Annotated in this window: 16 protein-coding genes; 8 read left to right on the plus strand and 8 right to left on the minus strand. The window is 64.8% G+C overall.

Annotation, left to right across the window (positions count from 1 at the left end):
* Positions 1-13 precede the first annotated feature (13 nt).
* Positions 14-823 (plus strand): OBAP family protein, encoded by an 810-nt coding sequence (locus CPBF1521_RS08745; protein ID WP_115676740.1) that lies wholly within the window; start codon positions 14-16, stop codon positions 821-823.
* A gap of 245 nt (positions 824-1068) precedes the next feature.
* Here CPBF1521_RS08745 and CPBF1521_RS21480 read toward each other — a convergent pair whose 3' ends face one another.
* A complete protein-coding gene (locus tag CPBF1521_RS21480; protein ID WP_164740851.1) occupies positions 1069-1707 on the minus strand; it encodes a DUF6766 family protein in 639 nt (212 codons plus the stop codon).
* Positions 1708-1997: 290 nt separating this feature from the next.
* Here CPBF1521_RS21480 and CPBF1521_RS08755 point away from each other — a divergent pair, with 290 nt between their 5' ends.
* Together CPBF1521_RS08755 and CPBF1521_RS08760 are read left to right on the plus strand one after the other, a co-directional pair.
* Entirely contained in the window at positions 1998-3074 is a 1077-nt protein-coding gene (locus CPBF1521_RS08755) for a catalase family protein (RefSeq protein ID WP_104648485.1), read from the plus strand.
* Positions 3075-3390: 316 nt separating this feature from the next.
* Positions 3391-5184: a methyl-accepting chemotaxis protein gene (locus CPBF1521_RS08760; RefSeq protein WP_115676742.1), complete on the plus strand. Its 1794-nt coding sequence runs from the start codon at positions 3391-3393 to the stop codon at positions 5182-5184.
* 139 nt (positions 5185-5323) lie between these two features.
* On the opposite strand, the gene CPBF1521_RS08765 is transcribed toward CPBF1521_RS08760, so the two are convergent.
* Both CPBF1521_RS08765 and CPBF1521_RS08770 read right to left on the minus strand, forming a co-directional pair.
* A complete protein-coding gene (locus CPBF1521_RS08765) occupies positions 5324-5698 on the minus strand; it encodes a nuclear transport factor 2 family protein (protein WP_104582838.1) in 375 nt (124 codons plus the stop codon).
* Positions 5699-5816: 118 nt separating this feature from the next.
* Positions 5817-6368 (minus strand): CPBP family intramembrane glutamic endopeptidase, encoded by a 552-nt coding sequence (locus CPBF1521_RS08770; protein WP_115677083.1) that lies wholly within the window; start codon positions 6366-6368, stop codon positions 5817-5819.
* 160 nt (positions 6369-6528) lie between these two features.
* Here CPBF1521_RS08770 and CPBF1521_RS21875 point away from each other — a divergent pair, with 160 nt between their 5' ends.
* Positions 6529-7206: a hypothetical protein gene (locus CPBF1521_RS21875; protein ID WP_370659373.1), complete on the plus strand. Its 678-nt coding sequence runs from the start codon at positions 6529-6531 to the stop codon at positions 7204-7206.
* Between the two features lie 221 nt (positions 7207-7427).
* Positions 7428-7925 (plus strand): aminotransferase-like domain-containing protein, encoded by a 498-nt coding sequence (locus tag CPBF1521_RS08780; protein WP_181901173.1) that lies wholly within the window; start codon positions 7428-7430, stop codon positions 7923-7925.
* Positions 7926-7935: 10 nt separating this feature from the next.
* On the opposite strand, the gene CPBF1521_RS08785 is transcribed toward CPBF1521_RS08780, so the two are convergent.
* The 4 genes from CPBF1521_RS08785 to CPBF1521_RS08800 form a co-directional block, all read right to left on the minus strand.
* Positions 7936-8349, minus strand: coding sequence for a hypothetical protein (locus CPBF1521_RS08785; RefSeq protein WP_370659375.1), 414 nt, complete (start codon positions 8347-8349; stop codon positions 7936-7938).
* A gap of 376 nt (positions 8350-8725) precedes the next feature.
* Positions 8726-10837, minus strand: coding sequence for a methyl-accepting chemotaxis protein (locus tag CPBF1521_RS08790; protein WP_115676744.1), 2112 nt, complete (start codon positions 10835-10837; stop codon positions 8726-8728).
* 412 nt (positions 10838-11249) lie between these two features.
* Positions 11250-12434: an FAD-dependent monooxygenase gene (locus CPBF1521_RS08795; RefSeq protein ID WP_115676745.1), complete on the minus strand. Its 1185-nt coding sequence runs from the start codon at positions 12432-12434 to the stop codon at positions 11250-11252.
* A gap of 36 nt (positions 12435-12470) precedes the next feature.
* Entirely contained in the window at positions 12471-12935 is a 465-nt protein-coding gene (locus CPBF1521_RS08800) for a MarR family winged helix-turn-helix transcriptional regulator (protein WP_115676746.1), read from the minus strand.
* 416 nt (positions 12936-13351) lie between these two features.
* On the opposite strand from CPBF1521_RS08800, the gene CPBF1521_RS08805 reads away from it, so the two are divergent.
* Entirely contained in the window at positions 13352-16210 is a 2859-nt protein-coding gene (locus tag CPBF1521_RS08805; RefSeq protein WP_115676747.1) for a hybrid sensor histidine kinase/response regulator, read from the plus strand.
* 37 nt (positions 16211-16247) lie between these two features.
* On the opposite strand, the gene CPBF1521_RS08810 is transcribed toward CPBF1521_RS08805, so the two are convergent.
* Positions 16248-16592: a response regulator gene (locus tag CPBF1521_RS08810; RefSeq protein WP_104648493.1), complete on the minus strand. Its 345-nt coding sequence runs from the start codon at positions 16590-16592 to the stop codon at positions 16248-16250.
* 237 nt (positions 16593-16829) lie between these two features.
* Here CPBF1521_RS08810 and CPBF1521_RS08815 point away from each other — a divergent pair, with 237 nt between their 5' ends.
* Entirely contained in the window at positions 16830-18344 is a 1515-nt protein-coding gene (locus tag CPBF1521_RS08815) for an ATPase domain-containing protein (RefSeq protein ID WP_104582848.1), read from the plus strand.
* Entirely contained in the window at positions 18331-20403 is a 2073-nt protein-coding gene (locus CPBF1521_RS08820; RefSeq protein WP_115676748.1) for a PAS domain-containing sensor histidine kinase, read from the plus strand. Before CPBF1521_RS08815 ends, CPBF1521_RS08820 begins: the two co-directional genes overlap by 14 nt.
* Positions 20404-20424 lie beyond the last annotated feature (21 nt).

A 20424-nucleotide genomic window follows, 5' to 3' on the forward strand; every position in this document is an offset into this window, starting at 1 on the left:
GGGAGAGAAACCGATGCGTCGATCCATCCTATCCGCTGCGGCAGCCGTCGTCCTAACCGCGTGCGGGGGCGGAAACACCCAGTCCAGTGTTCAAGCGCCCGGAGCGGAGGAAACGGCCAAGACGAAGGCCCTGGAAACGGGTGCAGCAGTGATGCAGGATCGGCCGCCGATCGATGCCGTCAACGCCTACCTGGACGGCTTTCATTTCTACAATGGTCAGATGAAGGCGCAGATGGAGGCGCATCACTACTGCTCAATCCTCAATGAGGATGTCATCCAGTGCACCATCTACGATGGCAATGTGAAAGACGCCAAGCTCATGGGCGTGGAGTACATCATCAGCGAGAAGCTGTTCGCGGGCCTGCCTGAGCAGGAGAAGGCGCTCTGGCATAGCCACGTCCAGGAGGTGACATCGGGGCAGCTGGTCGCGCCAGGGATCCCGGAGATGGCCGAGCATGAACTCATGGAAAAGCTCATCCGCACGTACGGGAAAACCTGGCACACCTGGCACACCGACTTGGACAAGGACCTTCCGCGAGGCATGCCGCAGTTGATGATGGGCTTCACTGCCGATGGCCAAGCGAACCCGGAGATGGTGGCCACTCGCGATGCGCGGCTTGGCGTCAGTAGCGAGGACAAGCGAAAGCGTCGCGCCGATATCCCCGTGCCGAACATAGATCCGGGGGCAGACGCCTGGCAGCAGGGGACGGTGATCCAAATCCAGGACCCAAGCGGTGGACACGCGCACGGAGCCGAGAGCCGGGATAAGCAGCCCTCCGATCGGAAGGAGAACGCGACGTCCAATGGTTCGACCGACCGGTAGCTGTGGAGTGCCTGAGTGGGACGTGGTCGGCCACACCCGGCGCACGCTCCGCTCGCATGGTGCTTGCAGTCTGTTGATAGGGGCCGCTGGGTGACGCGGGTCCTCGCCAAGCTTGGACCATCGTGCATGAAGCGGATCTCGTAAACGCGGCTCTTCTGCGCGTTTTATCTACCCCTGCTGGCCCCGGCAAAGTGACAAGACAGGGGACATGTGGATGATCAGCAAAGCGGGACGGCCTGACTCCCTCAATCGCCCGTCTGGCTGTGCGGGGCGGCCAGTGGTTTTGACTGAGGCGAGTCCTTCTGGCGTAGGAAGATGGTCAAGATGACCAATGAGAGCACAGCCAAAAATTCGCTTTGCCAGTTCTGGAAGGACTCGAACCAGAAGCTGCTGCTCCAGAGGTGTTCCCAGCACGTGGGGGCAGGCTGTCCAAGCGCCACCTGCTCATCCACTTCCGCACGCCAGCTGCCCGCCAGGTGCAAGGAGAAGCTCATGAGGAACAGGGCCCCGAAGGCAATTGCCAGGGAATGACCATACAAGGTCTTCCAGATCCCACCTTTGCGAACGGCCCAAGGCGTCGTTCCAGCCTCGATGCGCTGTTTTTCCTGAGCTTCGTCCAAGGGGCGTGATTCAGCCGAGCCCTTCTGGCGGAGGCTGACGGTCAGCAGGACATACATGCCCATCTGAAGAAACTCGCTTTCCCAGTTCTCGAAGGTGGCGCTGACGAAGTGCCCGCTGTGCAGGTAGTTCCACAGATCCAATGTCGCACGGTGTTTATCAGCGAGTTCTTGATTGTGTGCCAGGAAGCCGGTCCACACCTGGCCTCCAAAGAAGCAGAGAAGCAAGAAGAGGAGCACGATCGATAAGCCATTTCGTTTCCACATGCCCATACGCCCTAGAGGTAAGCGAGCGATCCTACGTTAGTCCCGCCAGCGCAGGAATTCGTGAAGGAGCGGCATCGCGTGCCGCCCCTCAACGGGCACTCCGGGATCTGGGAACCCTGCCGCGTTGATCAGGTCGGTGAGCATGGCGGGCTTGGGCAGGAGCGCCCATCGGTGGCGGCAGGGCAAGGCGACATGTGCAGCATCCACCGTTGATCCGCTTGTTGGTTTCGACGGGGCGTAAACAGGGCGTGTAGCACAGTGGCCTTACCAGCCATAAAGCCAGGAACCGCATGAACCCGCCCGTCGAATACCGCCCCGATCTGGAAACGCCCAGCGTCAGTGAGCAGGAAACCATCCGTTCCCTGGAAGCGTTGTTCGTTGACATGGCAACGACCGTGGCTGAGAAGGAGGGGCATGCGCACCGCGCGGTCCATGCGAAAGGGCAGGGCCTGCTGACCGCCAAATTCACCGTGCTCAACGATCTGCCGGAAGAGCTACGGCAAGGCCTGTTCGCAGAACCCGGGCAATACGATTCATATATCCGCTTGTCATCGCCGCCTGCAGAACAGTTGAGCGATGCGGTTTCGACTCCGCGTGCGTTGGCGTTGAAGGTATTGGGCGTGAGTGGCGAGCGCGTGGAGGGTGGAGACGAAAAGCACAGTCAGGATTTTTTGATGGTCAATGGTCCTTCCTTCACCACGCCGGGTCCTGACGGTTTTCTGCGTAATTTTCGTGTTCTTGCGACGACTACTGAGAAGGCGCCGCGTGCCAAGGCAGCGCTCTCAAAAGTGCTTCGAGGGGTGGAAAACAGCCTTGAGAAGATCGGCGCGGGAAGTGGCAGCATCAAGCAGCTGGGCGGGCAGCCGCAGATTCATCCGCTAGGCGAAACCTTCTTTTCGCAGGTGCCGTATCTCTACGGCCGCTATATCGCCAAGTTCTCGCTTGCGCCGGTGTCCAGCAACCTCCTCGCACTGGATGGTGAGGACGTGGGCGACTCCCAGGACGCGCAACGCGATGCCGTTCATCACGCCATCAGCACCCTGGACAGCCCCGCCGAGTGGGAGCTGCGCGTGCAGCTGTGCCGGGATGTGGACAAGATGCCGGTCGAGGATGCCTCGACGGAGTGGCCGCAATCCATCAGCCCCTTTGTCGCAGTGGCGCGTGTGGTCGTCGAGCGCCAGGCCGGCTGGGACGGGGAGAACTCGCAACGGCTGGAAGACCGCATCGCCTTCTCGCCGTGGCATGCCCTGGCCGCTCACCGGCCGCTGGGTGCCATCAACCGGGCGCGCCGTGTCGTGATGGCAGCATCACGCCGATTCCGTGCCGAGTTCAATCGCTGCCCGATCCACGAGCCAACTGGCGTCTAGCGCGGTCGTTGCTTGACCTTGCCGTGTGGCCCCGATGCCTCCGCGTGGTCTGCGTGCCCCGGACTGCAGCTGCCAGCCAGGAGTGTTTGAGAACTCGCAAAAGATGGACGACGACGTCAGTCCACGTGGTGTGCCGGGGTTGGCCCGGCCCCCGTAGCAAGGACGTTGCTGGTGATAGCCCCTCTCCACCAGCGCTGCCGGTCGCGTCCAGCTGAATGCTGGACCCAGCCGGGCTGTCAGATCGAGACACCACTATCAAGAAGGACCGATCGCTGCCGCTAGGGACGCATCCCTAACGCAAGTAGCAGAGGTCGCCATGTTTTTCTCCGACAGCCACAAGGTGGACGCGCTGACCAAAGCGGTCGATGCCACGTTGAACGGCGGCACTGCGCAATGGCCGAACAACGGGACGGCTCTGCTTCTCAGGAAGCTGGCCGAGTCCCTGCATGCGGCGCAACAGGAGCGCGATCTGGCACAGGCCCGGGCGGAAGAGGCGACGACCGCGTTGCGCCATCTGGAGGGGCGCTTCGAACTGGTCGCCAGCGGCACCACTGACGGGCTCTGGGATATCGGCGTCATCGGCGGAGATCCCACGCACCCGGACAGCCCGGTGTGGTGGTCGCCGCAGATGCGCCGGCTGCTGGGTTTTGCGTCCGAACAGGATTTCCCCAATGTCCTGGACAGCTGGGTCGCGTGCCTGCACCCGGACGACAAGCAGCCGACGCTGGATGCCTTCGCGGCGCACCTTGCCGATCGCAGTGGTCGCACTCCCTACGACGTGGAAAACCGCCTGCGCCTGAAGTCCGGCGAATACCGCTGGTTCCGCGCATTCGGCACGACCGAGCGCGATGCGCAGGGCCTGCCGCTGCGTGTGGCCGGGTCGCTCACCGACATCACCGAGCGCCGTGAGCGGGAGCAGTTCCTCGACATCACGCTGACGCGCTTCGAGCTCGGCTCGCAGATGCTCAGCGATGGGTTGTGGGACATGAGTGTGATCGCGGGTGACCCGATCAATCCGAGCAACGAGTTCTGGTGGTCGCAGCAGTTCCGCCACCTGCTTGGCTTCGAGTCCGAGCAGGAATTCCCCAATGTGCTCGATAGCTGGGCGTCACGGCTTCACCCGGAAGACAAGGAGCGTTCTCTGAATGCGTTCGCAGCGCATCTGAACGACCGCAGTGGCCGCACCAACTTCGACATCGAGTATCGCCTGCAGCTCAAGAACGGCCAGTACCGCTGGTTCCGCGCACGCGGTCTGACCAAGCGCGCGGCAGATGGCACGCCACTGCGCGCGGTGGGCGCGTTGATGGACGTGGAAGCCGGACGTCAGCTGGGCGAGGTGGCAAACACGCTCAGCAACGCGGCAGGCGATATCGTGCGCAGCAACGATGACCTGTCGCGGCGTACGGAACAGCAGGCGGCCGCCCTCGAGGAGACCGCAAGTTCCATGGAGGAGATGACCAGCATCGTTCGCAAGAACGCCGAAGGCGCGCGTCAGGCCAATTCGCTGGCGAGCCAGGCCGCAGAGACCGCGCTGCATGGCGGCGAGCTGGTCAATGGGGTGGTCAGCACGATGGCAGCGATCCAGGCGTCATCGCGCAAGATCGGCGAAATCATCACCGTCATCGACGGCATCGCGTTTCAGACCAACATCCTCGCCCTGAATGCGGCCGTAGAAGCAGCGCGGGCCGGCGAGCAGGGACGCGGCTTTGCGGTCGTTGCTTCGGAGGTGCGCAGCCTTGCTCAGCGCTGCACCATGGCCGCCAAGGAGATCCGCGACCTGATCGCCGATTCGGGCGCGAAGGTGGGGCAGGGCGCGGAGCAGGTCAACGTGGCGGGCAAGGCCATGGAAGAGCTGCTGTCCTCGGTGAGGCAGGTCAACGACATCATGGGTGGCATTGCGGCGGCCAGCCACGAGCAGAGCGCCGGCATCGAGCAGATCAATCAAACCATCTCCCAGATGGATGCGGCCACGCAGCAAAACTCCGCGCTCGTCGACACCATGGCATCGTCGGCCCGCGCACTGGAAGATCAGGCGACCGCGCTGGTGGAGAGTGTTGCCAATAGTTCACGCAGCGTCAGTGGCAAGGCGAAGCTCGCGCTGGCTGCATGACGCATGCAGCCAGCGCGCCGCCCTGCGGCCTGGCGATGCCGGGATGCAGGGCGGTGCGCTGAAAACCAGAATGCAGTCGGTGGCTTTTTTACGCTCGGCCTGAAAAGGCGCACGGTGCAAAGCGCTCGCCTGGGATGTTTCATCGCGCAGGTGCAGTGGCAATGCGTGCGCCGGTAGCGAATGAGGCCCTCTGAATTTTTCCATCGGCCACCTCGTAGATGCAGAGCATCTCAACAAGACTGGTCCCGTCAGCAAGGTTGCGGGTGATCAGCTCCGAATCGGCGACGATGTTGCCGACGACGGTCCGCGACAACAGCCGCGCATGCAGGTCCGGCTCTTCAAAGCGGGCGAGAAAGCGCTCGCGAAGCATGGCGTGTCCTTTCGCCAGTCGGGGGCCGTGCAAGGTGTAATGCTCGGCATCGTCGGCATAGGTCGCCAGCAATGCGTCGATATCCTTGGCGTTGTAGGCGTCCAGCTGCGCCTGAACGATCGAGAGCACGTTATCGGTGGTCATGTCTGGGCAATCTGCTCGTGTCGGGAAGGCAAGTCGCCACCGCACAGCAGGTGCGGACGACGTGGCAAGGACTCCGGGCAGTCAAGCACTGGAGCAAGCGGATCAGGGTGCGTGCTTCCTAATACCAACCCAGGTACAGCGTCGCAATGCCCCAGGTATCGACCAATCCATGCGCCAGGACCGTCGCCCATAGGTTGCGTCCTGATCGCAGGTAGACATAGCCAAACAAGGCGCCGACAAGCCCGGTCAGCAGCACCCCCGAGATGCCTTGGCTCAGGTGCATCGCGCCGAAGAGTGCTCCCCCTGCCACTGCCGCCATCACCTGGCCCCCACGATAGCGGCCCAGCACGTGATCGAGGTGGTGCATCAAGAACGCACGGAAGACCAGTTCTTCGCCCAGCGCGGCGCTGAGCCAGGCACCGCCTGCCAGCTGGGCGGCCGCGTTGAAGTTGCCACGCAATGCACCGTAGCCGCTGTAATCGGCCTTGGTCCCGGTCAGGGCATCGATCAGCGGTTGCACGAAAGGATTGACCAAGCCGATGACGAGCGCGAGCAGCAGCAGTGTCCAACCAAGCCAGGCGCGAAAGGACCGGCGCTGCAGTCCGCAGGCACCCAGCGAGCGCGTTTCCAGCCAGACCAACGCGATCCCTAGTACGCCGACCACCGGCATCCGCCAGGGAAACTGCAACCAGCGGTAATGCGCCAGCGCGAGGATGACTGCGATCGCTGCGATGCGTGCCAAAGGATGTCCCAGCGCAGGACTGCCCGGGCGGTGATATGCGGTTGCGTCGCCTTGTTGAAACATGCTGGAAGGAGGATCGAGTAGGTCCTTGAACGGTAGCAACAGGAGAGACAAGCGTCCTGTGCCAGAGGGCATGGGCTGCTATCTGCGAAGAGGGATGGGGCATGGACAGGATCTCGGCCATGATCCGGTCACCGTCATGGGGCCGGCCAATGACGCAGGCAGTCAGCCGGCGTCGATCATCAACAAGCCCGCCGGTGTAGCACTGGCATGTATCTCTTCGCGCGATGGGTCTATGCCGCAGCGACTGCGCCGGCCACCGGTGCCTGCAGACGTATGTCGGGCCAACGCTCTGCTTGAACCCGGCATCACCTTGCTGGTTCAGCTGTGTTTGCAGCGAGGAACACATGGCGCCACCAATAGCCTGTGGATCCGGATACGCTATGCGCTTCCCACAGCGTTGTTGACAGGTATGGAGCAGTTGAACGAGCAATGGATGACAGCGGTTGTGGATGCGTTGAGCGACCTGCAGGCAGCAAGGGTGGCTCAAGGTGCGGTGCTTGAGGCAGTGGTTGCTTCGCATCCATCTCCCGTGCTGCTCATGCGTTGCTGGGATCGCCTTTCTTCGTCGTTGATTGCAACTGCTTCACAACATAAAGCCGCGTCGACAACGGCAAAGCCCATCGAGGCGTATACGCTCGAGCAGCTGGCAGCGTGGACGGATCGAATGGAGCGCTGTTTTCCCCAGGCCAGAGGTCAATCCTAGCTGGGATCGCGACCAGGCCGCGCTTGCGATGCCCGTGCTTGATGCACGGCACTTGGCGACGCGGTGCATAGCGGAGCCGTACGTCGCGCTTGGATCGGCGAAGGCAACGGTGAGCAGCTACTGCAACCGTGTGCGGATCAGGCTCCTGCCGGCCGGCAAGCTCCCATTCCGTGCCTTGATGGACTATTTGCAGTGCCAGGCATCGCGGGCAACCTGCATTGATGGCCTATCTGGTTGTCCCCAAGGCCCAGATCGAACGTTTCACCGGGGCAGCCGGGCAGCTTGGCGGTGTGGGATCCTTCGTGTCACAGGCCACGGTCGCCGAGTTCATGGAGCAAGGGCACTTCTCCCGTCACTTGCGCAAGATGCGTGCGCTCTACAGTCAGAGGCGCAGCTATTTGGTCGATGCGCTCACCGATATCTTTGGTTCCCGCATGGCGATCCAGCCCCAGGCAGGCGGACTCCAGGTGCTGGCCTATCCCGCGACAGGGCAACGTGATGAGTTGCTGGCGCAGGCCGCCCAATCCCACGGACTGCCACTTCAGGCATTGAGCAGGTGGCGAATCCGGCCCTCATCGTCGGGCGGTTTACTCATGGGATTCTCGAGCTTTGCAACGCGAGAGCAGGCATATGTCTCGGTTCAACGGCTACGAGCAGCGCTGGATGACGTGCTGGCACCTGTAGGACCCCGTGTTCGTGCTGCATCGCCGAGGGTCTGAAGTAGTGTGATTAACGGCCACCCTGAAAGCGGAAGGTGAAGCGCATGTCGGATGCGGAGGCCGTTGCCGAGTCTGCTGGTGGAGCAGTGGCGTCGACCAACGTCAACTGGCCATCGGCCACAGCCACCGGCACGCCAAGCGTGAGATCGATCTGTTTGGACCAGCCCCCGCCGAGCACGGTTGCCCTGACGATCAACCGGCCCGCCACGACGCACTGCACCTCGGCCGGGCAACGGCTGTCTTCGATGACGCGGTCGGGACGTACCCTGGGGCCATCGACCGCCGCGATGTCTCCCAGCCGTACAGGACCTTCGATGGGCCGGGCAGTGATGGAGCCAGCCGCCGCGCATCCGGCAAGTGAAACGGCCAGAAGCGCTACAAGCACTGGTCTGCGGAAGAGGCGGATACGTTGCATGGCGGTCATGCTCGCATGTTGTCCAAATAAAAGCTGATGTTCGGCGAGCTGCACCTGGGTAGCAATCACATCACGGCGATGTGGCGTCACTTCGCCGTGGTGCTCTCGCGCAGGCGCCAGCAGTGCGCGAGCGCTGGCAGCGAAGGCGAGCCGACTGATCTGTGCACCTGGCAACGACACTGTGTGACCCGGCGAGCCGGGATGTCATGAACCAGCGCATCAGCGGCCGATCCACCTCGTCCCGGCATCCCCGTGCGATTGCCGTTGTCGTTTTCCCCCTTTACCCGCGCGGCCATCCGGCGCCGGGCGGCGCAGGTTGGCCGATCACCAGTCGCTGCACGTCGGCTCTGGTCCGGACCGGCGGCAGGTCACGCTATCCGCCCGGTTAGATCACCGACGCATTGACCTTGAATACCTCGACCGCCCGCGTCAGTTGCGTCGAATGCGCTTCGAGCGAACGTGCGGCGGTGCTCGCCGCTTCGACCAGGCTGACGTTCTGCTGGGTGGTTTCGTCCATCTGGGCAATGGTCCGGTTGACCTGTTCGATGCCGCCGGCCTGTTCCAGCGAGGCGGCGGAGATGTGGCCCATGATGTCGGTGACGTGCTGGACGCTGGTGACGACCTCGCCCATGGTGGTGCCGGCCTTGTGCACCAACGTTGCACCGTCGGCGACGCGTTGCACGGAGTCGTCGATCAGGCGTTTGATCTCCTTGGCGGCGTCCGATGAGCGGTGCGAGAGGGTGCGCACTTCCGAGGCCACCACGGCAAAACCGCGGCCTTGTTCGCCGGCGCGTGCGGCCTCGACGGCGGCATTGAGGGCGAGGATGTTGGTCTGGAAGGCGATGCCGTCGATGACCGAGATGATGTCGGCGATACGCCTGGACGAGGCCTCGATGCCGGACATCTGTTCGATGACCTGGCCGACCACGTCGCGCCCTTCCGAGGCGATGGCGGCGGCGCCCAGCGCGAGCTGATTGGCACGGCCGGCGTGCTCGGCATTCTGCTTGACGGTGGAGGTCAGCTCTTCCATCGAGGCGGCGGTTTCTTCCAGGCTGGCGGCCTGCTGTTCGCTGCGGCGGGACAGTTCCTGGTTGCCACTGGCGATGTCTTCGGTGGCAAAGCCGATGCTGTTCGAGGTGGTCTGGATATGCGTGACGATGTCGGTCAGGCGATGCACCGTGCTGTTGGCATCGTCGCGCATGGAGGCGAACACGCCGTGGAAGTTGCCGGTCATACGCACGGTCAGGTCGCCATCGGCGATGCACCGCAGCAGGTCTGAAAACCTGGCCAGGTTGGTGTCGGAGGTGGCCATCATGGTGTTGAGGTTTTCGACCATGAGGCGGAAGTCGTGCTCGAACTTTTCCGGCTGGCCGCGCAGCGCGAAGTCACCGGCGCATGCAGCCTGGGTGAGCTGCTGGATCTGCGCGTTGATGGCGCGCAGGTTTTGCTTGACCTGCTGCATGGTGGCGGTGATGGCGGCCTTTTCGCCGGGGTATTGCTCGATTTCCGGTGCCAGGTCGCCAATGGCATAGCTGCCCATGACCTCGGTCATGCGCAGCTGGGTCTGCACGTGCGCATGCACCAGGGCGTTGGTGTCCTGCACCATGTGCCCGTATTCACCGGGGAACTGCTGGGCATCGGTGCGGTAGCTGATCTCGCCGGCATCGTGGCGGGCCGCCATGCTGCGTTGGGCGGAGATCACATCCTGCAGGCGACGCTGCATCTGCTGCATGGCGCGCAGCAGCTGGCCGGATTCGTCCTTGCTGGTGGGCAGGTCCTGGCTGCGCAGGTCGCCGTCATTGATGCGCTCGGCCAGCCGCAGCGATTGCCGCAACGGCAGCACCACGCTGCGGGTCAGCAACAACGCAATCGTTGCGCCCAGCAGCAGGGCGATGACGGTGGAGACCACCATCAGCATCGCAAAGCCGCGGGCAGTGGTGACCGCATCCTTGGCAGCCGCGCGGTTCTTGGCTTCCTGCAGGTCGATGAAGGCGTTGATGCTGGCCAGCCAGGCGACGAAGGCAGGGCGCGCCTGCTGCAGCAGGCGTTGTTCGGCATGCGGCTTGTCGGCGCCATCGCGGAACGCACGCACCTGCGCGATCAACGGCATGGTGCGCTGCTCGATGGCCTTGATCCGCTGGAGGATGGCCTTTTCTTCCGCGTCCGTGGAGGTCGCGATCATGTCGTCCAGCGGCTTGGCGGAGCGGGCGTAGTCCGCGGCGAGCTTGTCGATCGATTGCTCTGCCGTGTGCCGGTCTGCCGGGTCGTCCAGCAGCACGACATCGCGCAGGGCGATCGCGCGGTCGTGCACGCTGCCGCGGAAGTTGATCGCATAGCGTTGCTTGACGCTGTTCACTTCGTTGATGGCGGTGAGCTGCTGGTCGATGCTGCGCACGCGCTGGATGCCGACGACGGTGAGGAGCACCATCAGGACAATGATCGCGAGGAAGCCGAGGGCCAGGCGCTGACCGATGCGCAGATTCGAAAGCAGGGACATAGGGAGTTTGATCGGTGATCCGACTAGCGGAAGAGCGGGGAGAATCCCAGCAACAGCTGGGAGGCGATGCGCCCGGGACACCGATGGGGCCGGCAGCGTTGCCGCTGCACGAAGGATGTCTCGACCTGTTCGTTAGCGGCTTCGGCCATCGGAAATGAAACCGTCTGGCCGGAGGGATTCATCCACGGTTGGCCTCGCGCTGGCGCCGGGCCAGGGCGGGCGAGGCCGCAAGCGGCGGGCATGGCCGAAGTGACGCGCTGCGGCGCCTCTCAGCCCCAGGAGATACGCCGATTCAGCTCGATGAGGGATGGCGCGGGGAGGCGGCCGCTGCGAGGGAACTGCGGCCGATGGCCGGTGTGGAGCTCAGCACGCGCACTGCCGCCATGGCAGCGCAGCCACTGATCCATTTGGTTCAGTCGTAGCGCGACAGGTCCGGCGCCTGCATCGACGGCGTCATCAGCTTGGTGGCGATGTTCTGGATGCTGGGTTGGCTGGCGAATTTCAGTGCGCCATGCAACAGCTGGATGCCAAGCCGGCTGTGCGGATTCATCAGCCGTGGGCCGATCTTCGGCACGCCCTGGCCTTTGTCGACCATCGGCCGCATGGCCGCGGCGTAGGCGGCAAACGCCTGTTCCAGCGTCTGGGCGCGTGCGACCTCATTGGCCAGCACATAGCCACCGGTGACTGCCAGGGTGGCGCCGATGCCGGCCAGCGGGGTTGCGCACCAGGCCGCGTCGCCGGTGAGCACGACACGGCCGGCGTGCCAGCGCGGCATGCGGACCTGCCGCAAGGCGTCGAAGTAGAAATCCTCGGTGCTGTCCATGCCGTCCAGCACCCGCGCCGCCTGCCAGCCGGCGTCGGCGAAACGTTCGCGCAAGTAGGCCTTTTGGGTCGCCACGTCCCAGTCCTGTTCGCCCTCTGAGGCTTTCTGCAGCGAGAGCATGGCGCGCGTGGTGCCGTGCCGGTCCGGGCGCAAGGAGATGCTGCGCCCGCCGGTGGTGTGATACCAGCGCCACAGGCGGTCATCGTCGGCGGTGCGTGCGATGGTGAAGTAGGCGATGGTCAGATCCATCCAGCGCGGCGCGTTCTCGCCGGGAAACAGCAGCTCGCGCGTGGCCGAGCCGACCCCTTCGGCGACGATGACGGCATCGAAGCGCTCGCTGTGCCCGCTCTGGAAGTGGACGGTGGCGGCATTGCCGTCGTCGGCGATGCTGGCGATGCGGTCGCCGAACCGATACTCCGCCTGCTGGCGGGCGGCCGCATAGAGCAGGCGGGCGAGGTCGCCACGCAGGATTTCCAGTTCCGCGGTCGGGCCATCGCCGTCGATGTCGTCGGTCTTGAAGGCAGCCACCGCGTGGCCGTGTTCGTCGACCCAGGCGGTGCCTTCCTCGCCGGTGCCGTGGTCGAGTGCGGCCTGCTCCAGGCCCATGCGCCGCAGGACCTCGCGGCCGACGCCGCGCACGTCGATGTTCTGGCCGCCATCGCGAAACTGTTCAGCCTGCTCGACGACGGTGACCTCAAGGCCTTGTTGGGCCAGTGCCCACGCCACGGTGTTGCCGGCGACACTTGCGCCGGTGATGAGGATGCGACGCGGCATGACAGATCACCCGAAGAATTAATATCAGAGGTGATATTACATGCCCTGGTCGCGCTGCTCCAGGTTGGCGATCAGGCGCTGCATGAACGCGACGGTCTGCTGCGCCTCCTCGGGGCAGAAGTCTTTCAGCGCATCGGCATTCAGATCGGTCAGGATCCTGCCGCCGATCTCGGCGATCCTGCGCCCGGCAGGCGTGAGCGACACCACCGCGGCGCGGCGGTCCTGCGGCGTCGGGGCGCGCTTGATCAGCTTCAGGCCCTCCAGCTTGTCCAGCAGGGCCACCATTGCCGGCTGCTTCACGGCCGAGGCGATCACCAGGTCGCGTTGCAGCATCGGCCCTTTCCAGGACAGCAGCATGATCGGCCCGATCAGTGCCAGCGACATGCCGTGCGGCCGCAGTTGCGCATCCACCAGGCGATTGAAGACCCGCGCAGCATGGTTGGCCAGATACCCCGGTGCTACCGCTGCCAGGGGGTGAATGAGTACGTCGCGATCCTGCATCTGCGTTACCGTGCCACGCCTTTGGGCCAGTTGGCGATTTTATCCGGGCACCCGCGCCACGGGGCACTGCCTGCGCGCCATGGCGAGGTCTCCCAGCCAAGCATGCCGGGCAGCGACGCGCGCGGTGCGGTGGACCGGCGCGCAGTCGGGTCACGTCAGCCACCTGGGTGTTGTAACGTAGGCGGGCGCTGCACGCTGCGCGCGGTGCCGACGGCGATGCCGGAGGGCGTTGCGCTGGCAGGTCAGGCCGGCATGTCCGACCCTGCCGGCCGGCGATGCGCGGCGTTGGCCCCTGATTCCTCTTCAATGGTTTTGTCAAAGATGCTTGTTTGGGTGACTGGTAAGCTGGCCGCACACCGCGTTGCGCGCTGCACGCATGACGCCTGCCGCTGGACGGCAGCACGCCCGGGCGCCGCATGAGCGCGCCGTTTCCTTATGGCCAGAGCGCCATGGCCCAGGCCGTGCGCGCATACGGCTGGGCCGCAACCTCGCTGGGGCCGACCACGCAGTGGCCGTCGCCGTTGCGCAATGCCGTCAGCCTGATGCTCAGCTCGCCGGAAAGCATGTATGTGGTGTGGGGCGATGCGCTGACCTTTTTCTACAACGATGCGTATGCGCCCATCCTGGGGCCGCGGCAGCCGCACGCCCTGGGTGCGCCGTTGCGGGACTTGTGGGCAGATGCCTGGGAGGCCGTGCGTGCGCCGATCGAGGCCGCGTTCGCGGGGCGCGCCTCGCGCTTCGATGAAGTGCCGATCGGCATGAACCGCTACGGCACCCCGGAAGACACCTGGTGGACGTTCTCGTTCTCGCCGATTTATCTGGACGATGGACGCGTGGGCGGCGCGTTTTGCGTGACCAACGAAGTGACCGCCCGCAAGGTGGCGCAGAACCGGCTTGCCGATGAACACGAACGGCTGATCCGCTTGTTCGAGCAGGCGCCGATGTTCATGGCGTTCCTGAGCGGTCCGCAGCATCGGGTGGAGTTTGCCAACCCGTGCTATTCGCGCCTGATCGGCCACCGCGACGTGATCGGCAAGCCCCTGGCCGAGGCCTTGCCCGATCTGGTCGAGCAGGGGCACCTGCGTTTGCTGGACGAGGTGTATCAGTCCGGGCGCGCCTACACGGCCAACGCGCTCGCCTACAACGTGCAGGTGGAGCCGGGCGGCGCGGTGGAGCGGCGCCTGCTGGATCTGGTCTACCAGCCGATCGCCGGTGCCGACGGCACCGTCTCCGGCGTCTTCGTGCAGGGCCTGGACATCACCGATCGCATCGGCCTGGAACGCGCGGTGCGCGAAGCCGAAGTGCGCAACCGGCAGATCCTGGACAGCGTGATGGACTACGCGATCATCGCCACCGACCTGTACGGCCTGGTGACGTCCTGGAACGAGGGCGCGCAGCGCATCCTGGGCTGGAGCGAGGCCGAGATGCTCGGCCAGACGCTGGAGCGCACCTTCACCCCGGAAGACGTGGAGCGCCGGCAGATCCTGATCGAGGCAGCGGCGGCGCTGGAAAGCGGCAGCGGCATGGACGAGCGCTGGCATGTGCGCAAGTCCGGCCAGCGCTTCTGGGCGAATGGTTCGCTGATGGTGCTGCGCGACGAAACCGGTGCGGCGATCGGCTTTGTCAAGGTGTTGCGCGACCGTACTGCCGAGCGGCTGGCCAGCGAAGCCTTGCGCAAGAGCGAGCGCCGGCTGGATGCGTTGGTGCGCGCGTCCTCGCAATCGATTTTTTCGGCCACGGCCGATTGGCGCGAGCTTCGCCAGCTGGTGGGCGAGGGCGCGCTGAGCGATGCGCTCTCGTCGAGCCTGAACTGGCAGCAGGAGATGGTGCACCCGGACGACCGCGCACGGCTGTCCGAAGCCATTGCGCATTCGATCGTCAACAAGTCCGGGCTGGATCTGGAATACCGCGTGCTGGATGCCGATCAGCAGGTGGGGTGGACCCTGATGCGCGCGATCCCCTTGCTGGACGAGCGCGAGCAGATCGTGGAGTGGTTCGGCACCGCTGCCGACATCACCGACAAGCGGCTGGCCGAACAGCAGCTGCGCCAGCTGACCGAAACGCTGGAAGAGCGTGTGCGCGAACGCAGCGCGGCGCTGCTGCTGGCCGAAGAGAAGCTGCGCCAGAGCCAGAAGATGGAGGCGGTTGGCCAGCTGACCGGTGGGCTGGCGCACGACTTCAACAATCTGCTGACCGCGATCAGCGTCGGCCTGGAGCTGTTGCAGACGCGGATCGAACAGGGCAAGTACGACCGCCTGGAACGCTATGTGGAGATGGCCCAATCCAGTGCCGCGCGCGCCACCGCGTTGACCCAGCGGCTGCTGGCGTTTTCGCGCCGGCAGACCCTGGCGCCCACCGCGCTGGAGGTGCAGGCACTGGTGCACGGCATGCACGACATCATCGCGCGCACGCTGGGGCCGTCGATTGCCTTGCGGCTGCGCCCCGCACCCGATGCCTGGAAAGTGCTGGTGGATGCGCCACAGCTGGAAAACGCGCTGCTGAACCTGTGCATCAATGCGCGCGATGCGATGCCCGATGGCGGCGAGCTCACCATCGGTATCGCCAACCGGGTGTTGGAGGCCGAAGCCGCCCAGCAGTTGGACCTGCCGGTCGGCGAGTACGTGTGCCTGAGCGTGCAGGACACCGGCACCGGCATGAGCGCCGAGGTGATGTCCAAGGTCTTCGAACCGTTCTTCACCACCAAGCCGATCGGGCAGGGCACCGGTCTTGGGCTGTCGATGATCTACGGATTCACCCGCCAGTCCGGCGGGCACGTGCGGATCGACTCGGAGGTGGGCGTGGGCACCACGATGGCGCTGTACCTGCCGCGCTTCAACGGCGCGCTGCCGCAGGACGAGGCGGTACCGGCGAGCGAGCAACCGGTGCACTCGGCGGCGCAGAGCTGCACGGTGCTGCTGGTGGAAGATGAAACCGCGATCCGCGTGCTGATGTCCGAAGTGCTGGGCGAAGCGGGCTACCGTGTCATCGAGACCGCCGAAGGCAGCGCGGCGGTGGAGCGCCTGCGTTCGCAGGAAGCGATCGACCTGCTGGTGACCGACGTCGGCCTGACCGGCGGGTTGAACGGACGTCAGGTTGCCGACGCAGGCCGGCAGTACCGGCCGACACTGCCGGTGCTGTTCGTCACCGGTTATGCGGCAACGGCGGCGGTGGGCGCCGGGCAGCTGGACGAGGGCATGGAAGTGTTGACCAAGCCATTCCTGGCGGTGGACCTGGAGCGCCGTGTGGCGCAACTGCTGGAGCGCAAAGCGCCGTGATGCGGAGGTGGAGCACGTTGCGGGCGGTTGGGTGCGCCTACAGCGCGGTGCGCACGATGCCGAGCAGGTCACGCAAGGAAAATGGCTTGGTCAACAGGCGCATGCCGGTATCGAGAAAATCCGCGCGCTTGGCAATGGAGCCGGCGTAGCCGGTCATGAACACGATGGGCAATGCGGGATACAGGCGGCGCGCGCTGTCTGCAAGGTCGCGCCCGTTCATGCCGGGCAGGCAGATATCGGAAAGCAGCAGATCGAACGGGCACGACCGGTTGAGTTGCTCCAGCGCCTGCTCGGCATCGGGCGAAGCGGTGACCTGATAGCCCTCGTCACCCAGGATATCGGCGGTCATCGCACGAATGGCATCGTCGTCTTCGACCAGCAAGATACGGGCGTTACATGATGCGTGATTCACCGCAGTCCTCGAGCGATCGCAACCACGCGATGCACTTCAGCTGCAACGCTAGGCCTGCGCGCGTGACGAACGTGTCGGAACTGTCATAAAGCGCGGCACCGATCACGGCACGATGCCGGTAGTGCAGGTGCGCAGGGTGCGCCAAGCAAGCTGATCGATTCACGCGCGCGCAGCGGCGCATGACGCGCCCGTGATAAATTTAGGTCCATGGGAAATCTGAAGCCGATGATCGCAAACCGCATTACGACTGGTACGACAGGGCTTGACACCATCTTGCGCGGCGGGCTGCCGCCCAACCGCCTGTACCTGCTGGAAGGCCAGCCGGGCTCGGGCAAGACCACAGCGTCGCTGCAGTTCCTGCTCGATGGCGCGGCCAAGGGCGAGAGCTGCCTGTACGTGACCTTGTCGGAAACCATCGACGAGCTCAACGAGGTGGCCACCTCGCACGACTGGTCGCTGGAGGCGCTGCATATCTTCGAGCTCGCTTCGGCTGAGGCGTTTCTGGGCGATGGACGCCAGCAGTCCATTCTGCACCCGTGGGAAATGGAGCTGGACGGCACCATCAAGCTGATCCAGGCCGAGGTGGACCGGGTCAAGCCGACGCGTGTGGTCTTCGATTCGTTGTCCGAGTTGCGCCTGCTGGCACAGGATTCGCTGCGCTACCGGCGCCAGGTGCTGGCGCTCAAGCAGTTCTTTGCGCCGCGCAATATCACCGTGTTTCTGGTCGATGACCTCACCGGCGAGAATGGCGAACGCGACGCGCATCTGCACAGCCTGTGCCATGGGGTGATTTCGCTGGAACGCATGACGCTGGATTTCGGTGCGGCGCGTCGGCGCATGCAGGTGCAGAAATTGCGTGGCGTGGATTTCATCGCCGGCTATCACGACATCACCATCACCACCGGCGGCATGCGGATCTATCCGCGTCTGATCGCCTCCGACCACCACGTGCCGTTCATTGGCGATGCGGTGTCCAGTGGCGTTGAGCGGGTCGATGCGCTGCTGCACGGCGGGCCGTTGCGCGGCACCAGCACGCTGTTGACCGGGCCTGCCGGGTCGGGCAAGACCAATATCGCGCTGCAGTACGTCACCGCCGCCTGCGAGCGCGGCGAGCATTGCTGCATCCTGGAGTTCGACGAGCGCACCGGCACCTTGCTGACGCGTGCCGAGAGTCTGGGCATGGATCTGCGCAAGTATCTGGACGCGGGCCTGCTGGAACTGCATCAGATGGATCCGGCCGAACTGACCCCGGGCGAGTTCGCCTGGGCGGTGCGCGCCAGTGTGGAAGAGCGCGATTGCCGCTTGCTGGTGATCGACAGCCTCAACGGCTATCTCACCTCGATGCCGCAGGAAAAGCAGTTGATGCTGCAGATGCACGAGTTGCTTTCCTATCTCAACCAGAGCGGCGTGACCACCTTCCTGGTCAATCCGCAGCATGGCCTGGTCGGCACGATGTCCACCGGCAACCTCAACATCTCCTACATGGCCGATACCGTCATCCTGTTCCGCTTCTTCGAGGCGCAGGGGCGCATCCGCAAGGCCTTGTCGGTGATCAAGAACCGCAGTGGCGCGCATGAGGATTCGATCCGCGAGTTGCGCATCGGGACGAGCGGTATCCATCTGAGCGAGCCGCTGGAGAAATTCCACGGCGTGCTGACCGGTACGCCGCACTTCGTCGGGGACGATACGCCATTGCTGGATCGTCCCCTTGACTACCTGTGACCCGGATGGATCCATCGTCCACATCATCGCGCCATTCGGCCGCGATGCGGAAAGCATTGCCGGCATCGTCGGCCAGCGCGGACTGACACGCCGGGTGTATGGCTCGCTGGCAGCGCTGGCGGACGACCTGCTCGATGCCTCCGGTGTGGTGGTGTTGACCGAAGAAGCGGTCGGCGGCGATCTGCAGCGGCTTTCGCACATCCTGCAGAGCCAGGCTGCCTGGTCGGATATTCCGTTCGTGCTGCTGCGTGCACCACGCGGCGCCCACGGCGGGCGGCAGGCCACGCTGCCGCCGGAAGTGACCAATGTCATCGAGCTGGAACGGCCGCTGAGTTCGTCCTCGTTGCTGAGCGCCATTTCCACTGCATTGCGCTCGCGACAGAAGCAGTTCGTGATCCGCGACCAGATGGCGCAGTTGGCCGAAAGCAAGACCGCACTGATGTCGAGCGAGGCCGAATTGCGCCGGGTCACCGATGCGCTGCCGGTGCTGATCGCCTTCATCGACAAGGACCTGGTGTACCGCTTTGCCAACCGCTCGTACGAGGACTGGATCGGCATCCCGCCTGCAGAAGTGATCGGGCAGCCCTTGGTGGACGTGGTCGGACCTGCGGTGGTGCAGGAGCGTCGCGCCTGGATCGAAGCCGCGTTGGCCGGGCAGGCGTTGACGGTGGAGGCGAGTTGGCCGCACGCCGACGGGCGCCGGCGGGATGCGGAGATCCGCTACATGCCGCGCCTGGATGCGGACGGCAAGGTGGACGGCTTTCATGTATTTGCCACCGACATCACCGCGCGCGCGCTGGCGCTGGAATCGATCCAGCAGCAGGCCAGTCTGCTCGAGATCAAGGTGGCCGAGCGCACCGCCGAGCTGCAGCAGCAGATGCTGGCGCGCGAGTCCAGCGAGGCGGCATTGCGCCAGGCGCAGAAAATGGAAGCAGTGGGCCAGCTGACCGGCGGCATCGCGCACGACTTCAACAACATGTTGACCGGCATCCTGTCGGCGCTGGATCTGGCGCGCCTGCGCATCGACCAGGGTCGCACCGAGGGGCTGGGCCGCTTCCTGGATGTGGCGTCGGCATCGGCCCTGCGCGCGGCTGCACTGACGCAACGGCTGCTGGCGTTTTCGCGCCGGCAATCGCTGGAAGCGCGGCACCTGCATCTGAACGATCTGGTGGTGTCGCTGCAGGAGTTGCTGGCGCGCACGCTGGGCGAATCGGTGCGCCTGGACACCGACCTGCAGGCCGACCTGCCGCAGGCGTATGTGGACGAAAACCAGCTGGAAAGCGCGCTGCTCAACCTGGCGATCAATGCCCGCGATGCGATGCCCGACGGCGGGCGGTTGCGCATCGCCACCCGGCAGTTGCAGGTCGAAGGGCAGCCGCTGGCACTCGGGCGCGGGGTGACGCTGGCGCCGGGCAATTACGCGGTGGTGTCGGTGACCGACAGCGGCGCCGGCATGCCGGCCGATGTGCTGGAGCGTGTGTTCGAACCGTTCTACACCACCAAGCCGATCGGGCAGGGCACCGGCCTGGGCATGTCGATGATCTACGGCTTCATGCAGCAGTCCAACGGGCAGGTGTGGGTGGAGTCCGAACTGGGGGTGGGCACCACGGTGAGCCTGTATCTGCCGGCCGGTCTCCATCCGCAGGCGGTGTCGCCGCAGCCGCAAGCCGGCGCGGTGGTGGCCGGGCGCGGCCAGCAGGTGCTGGTGGTGGAAGACGACGAACAGGTGCGGCTGCTGGTGACCGAGCTGCTCAACGAGTTGGGCTATCAGGCCGATGTGGTTGCCGATGCCGATGCGGCGCTGCCGATCCTGGCCTCGCCGCGGCGGATCGATCTGCTGGTGACCGATGTGGGCCTGCCTGGACTGAACGGGCGCCAGCTCGCAGAGATCGCGCGGCAGTCGCGCGGCGATCTGCCGGTGATCTTCATGACCGGCTATGCGGAAACTGCGCGCGATCGCGGCGAGTTTCTTGCCGAAGGCATGAGCATGATCGCCAAGCCATTTACGCTGGGCGAGTTCAGCGGAAAGCTGCACGAGGTGCTGGGGCCGTCGGCCTGAGTGCGTCACGCGGTCGATTGC

This window comes from Xanthomonas euroxanthea, assembly GCF_900476395.1.
Lineage (GTDB): Bacteria > Pseudomonadota > Gammaproteobacteria > Xanthomonadales > Xanthomonadaceae > Xanthomonas > Xanthomonas euroxanthea.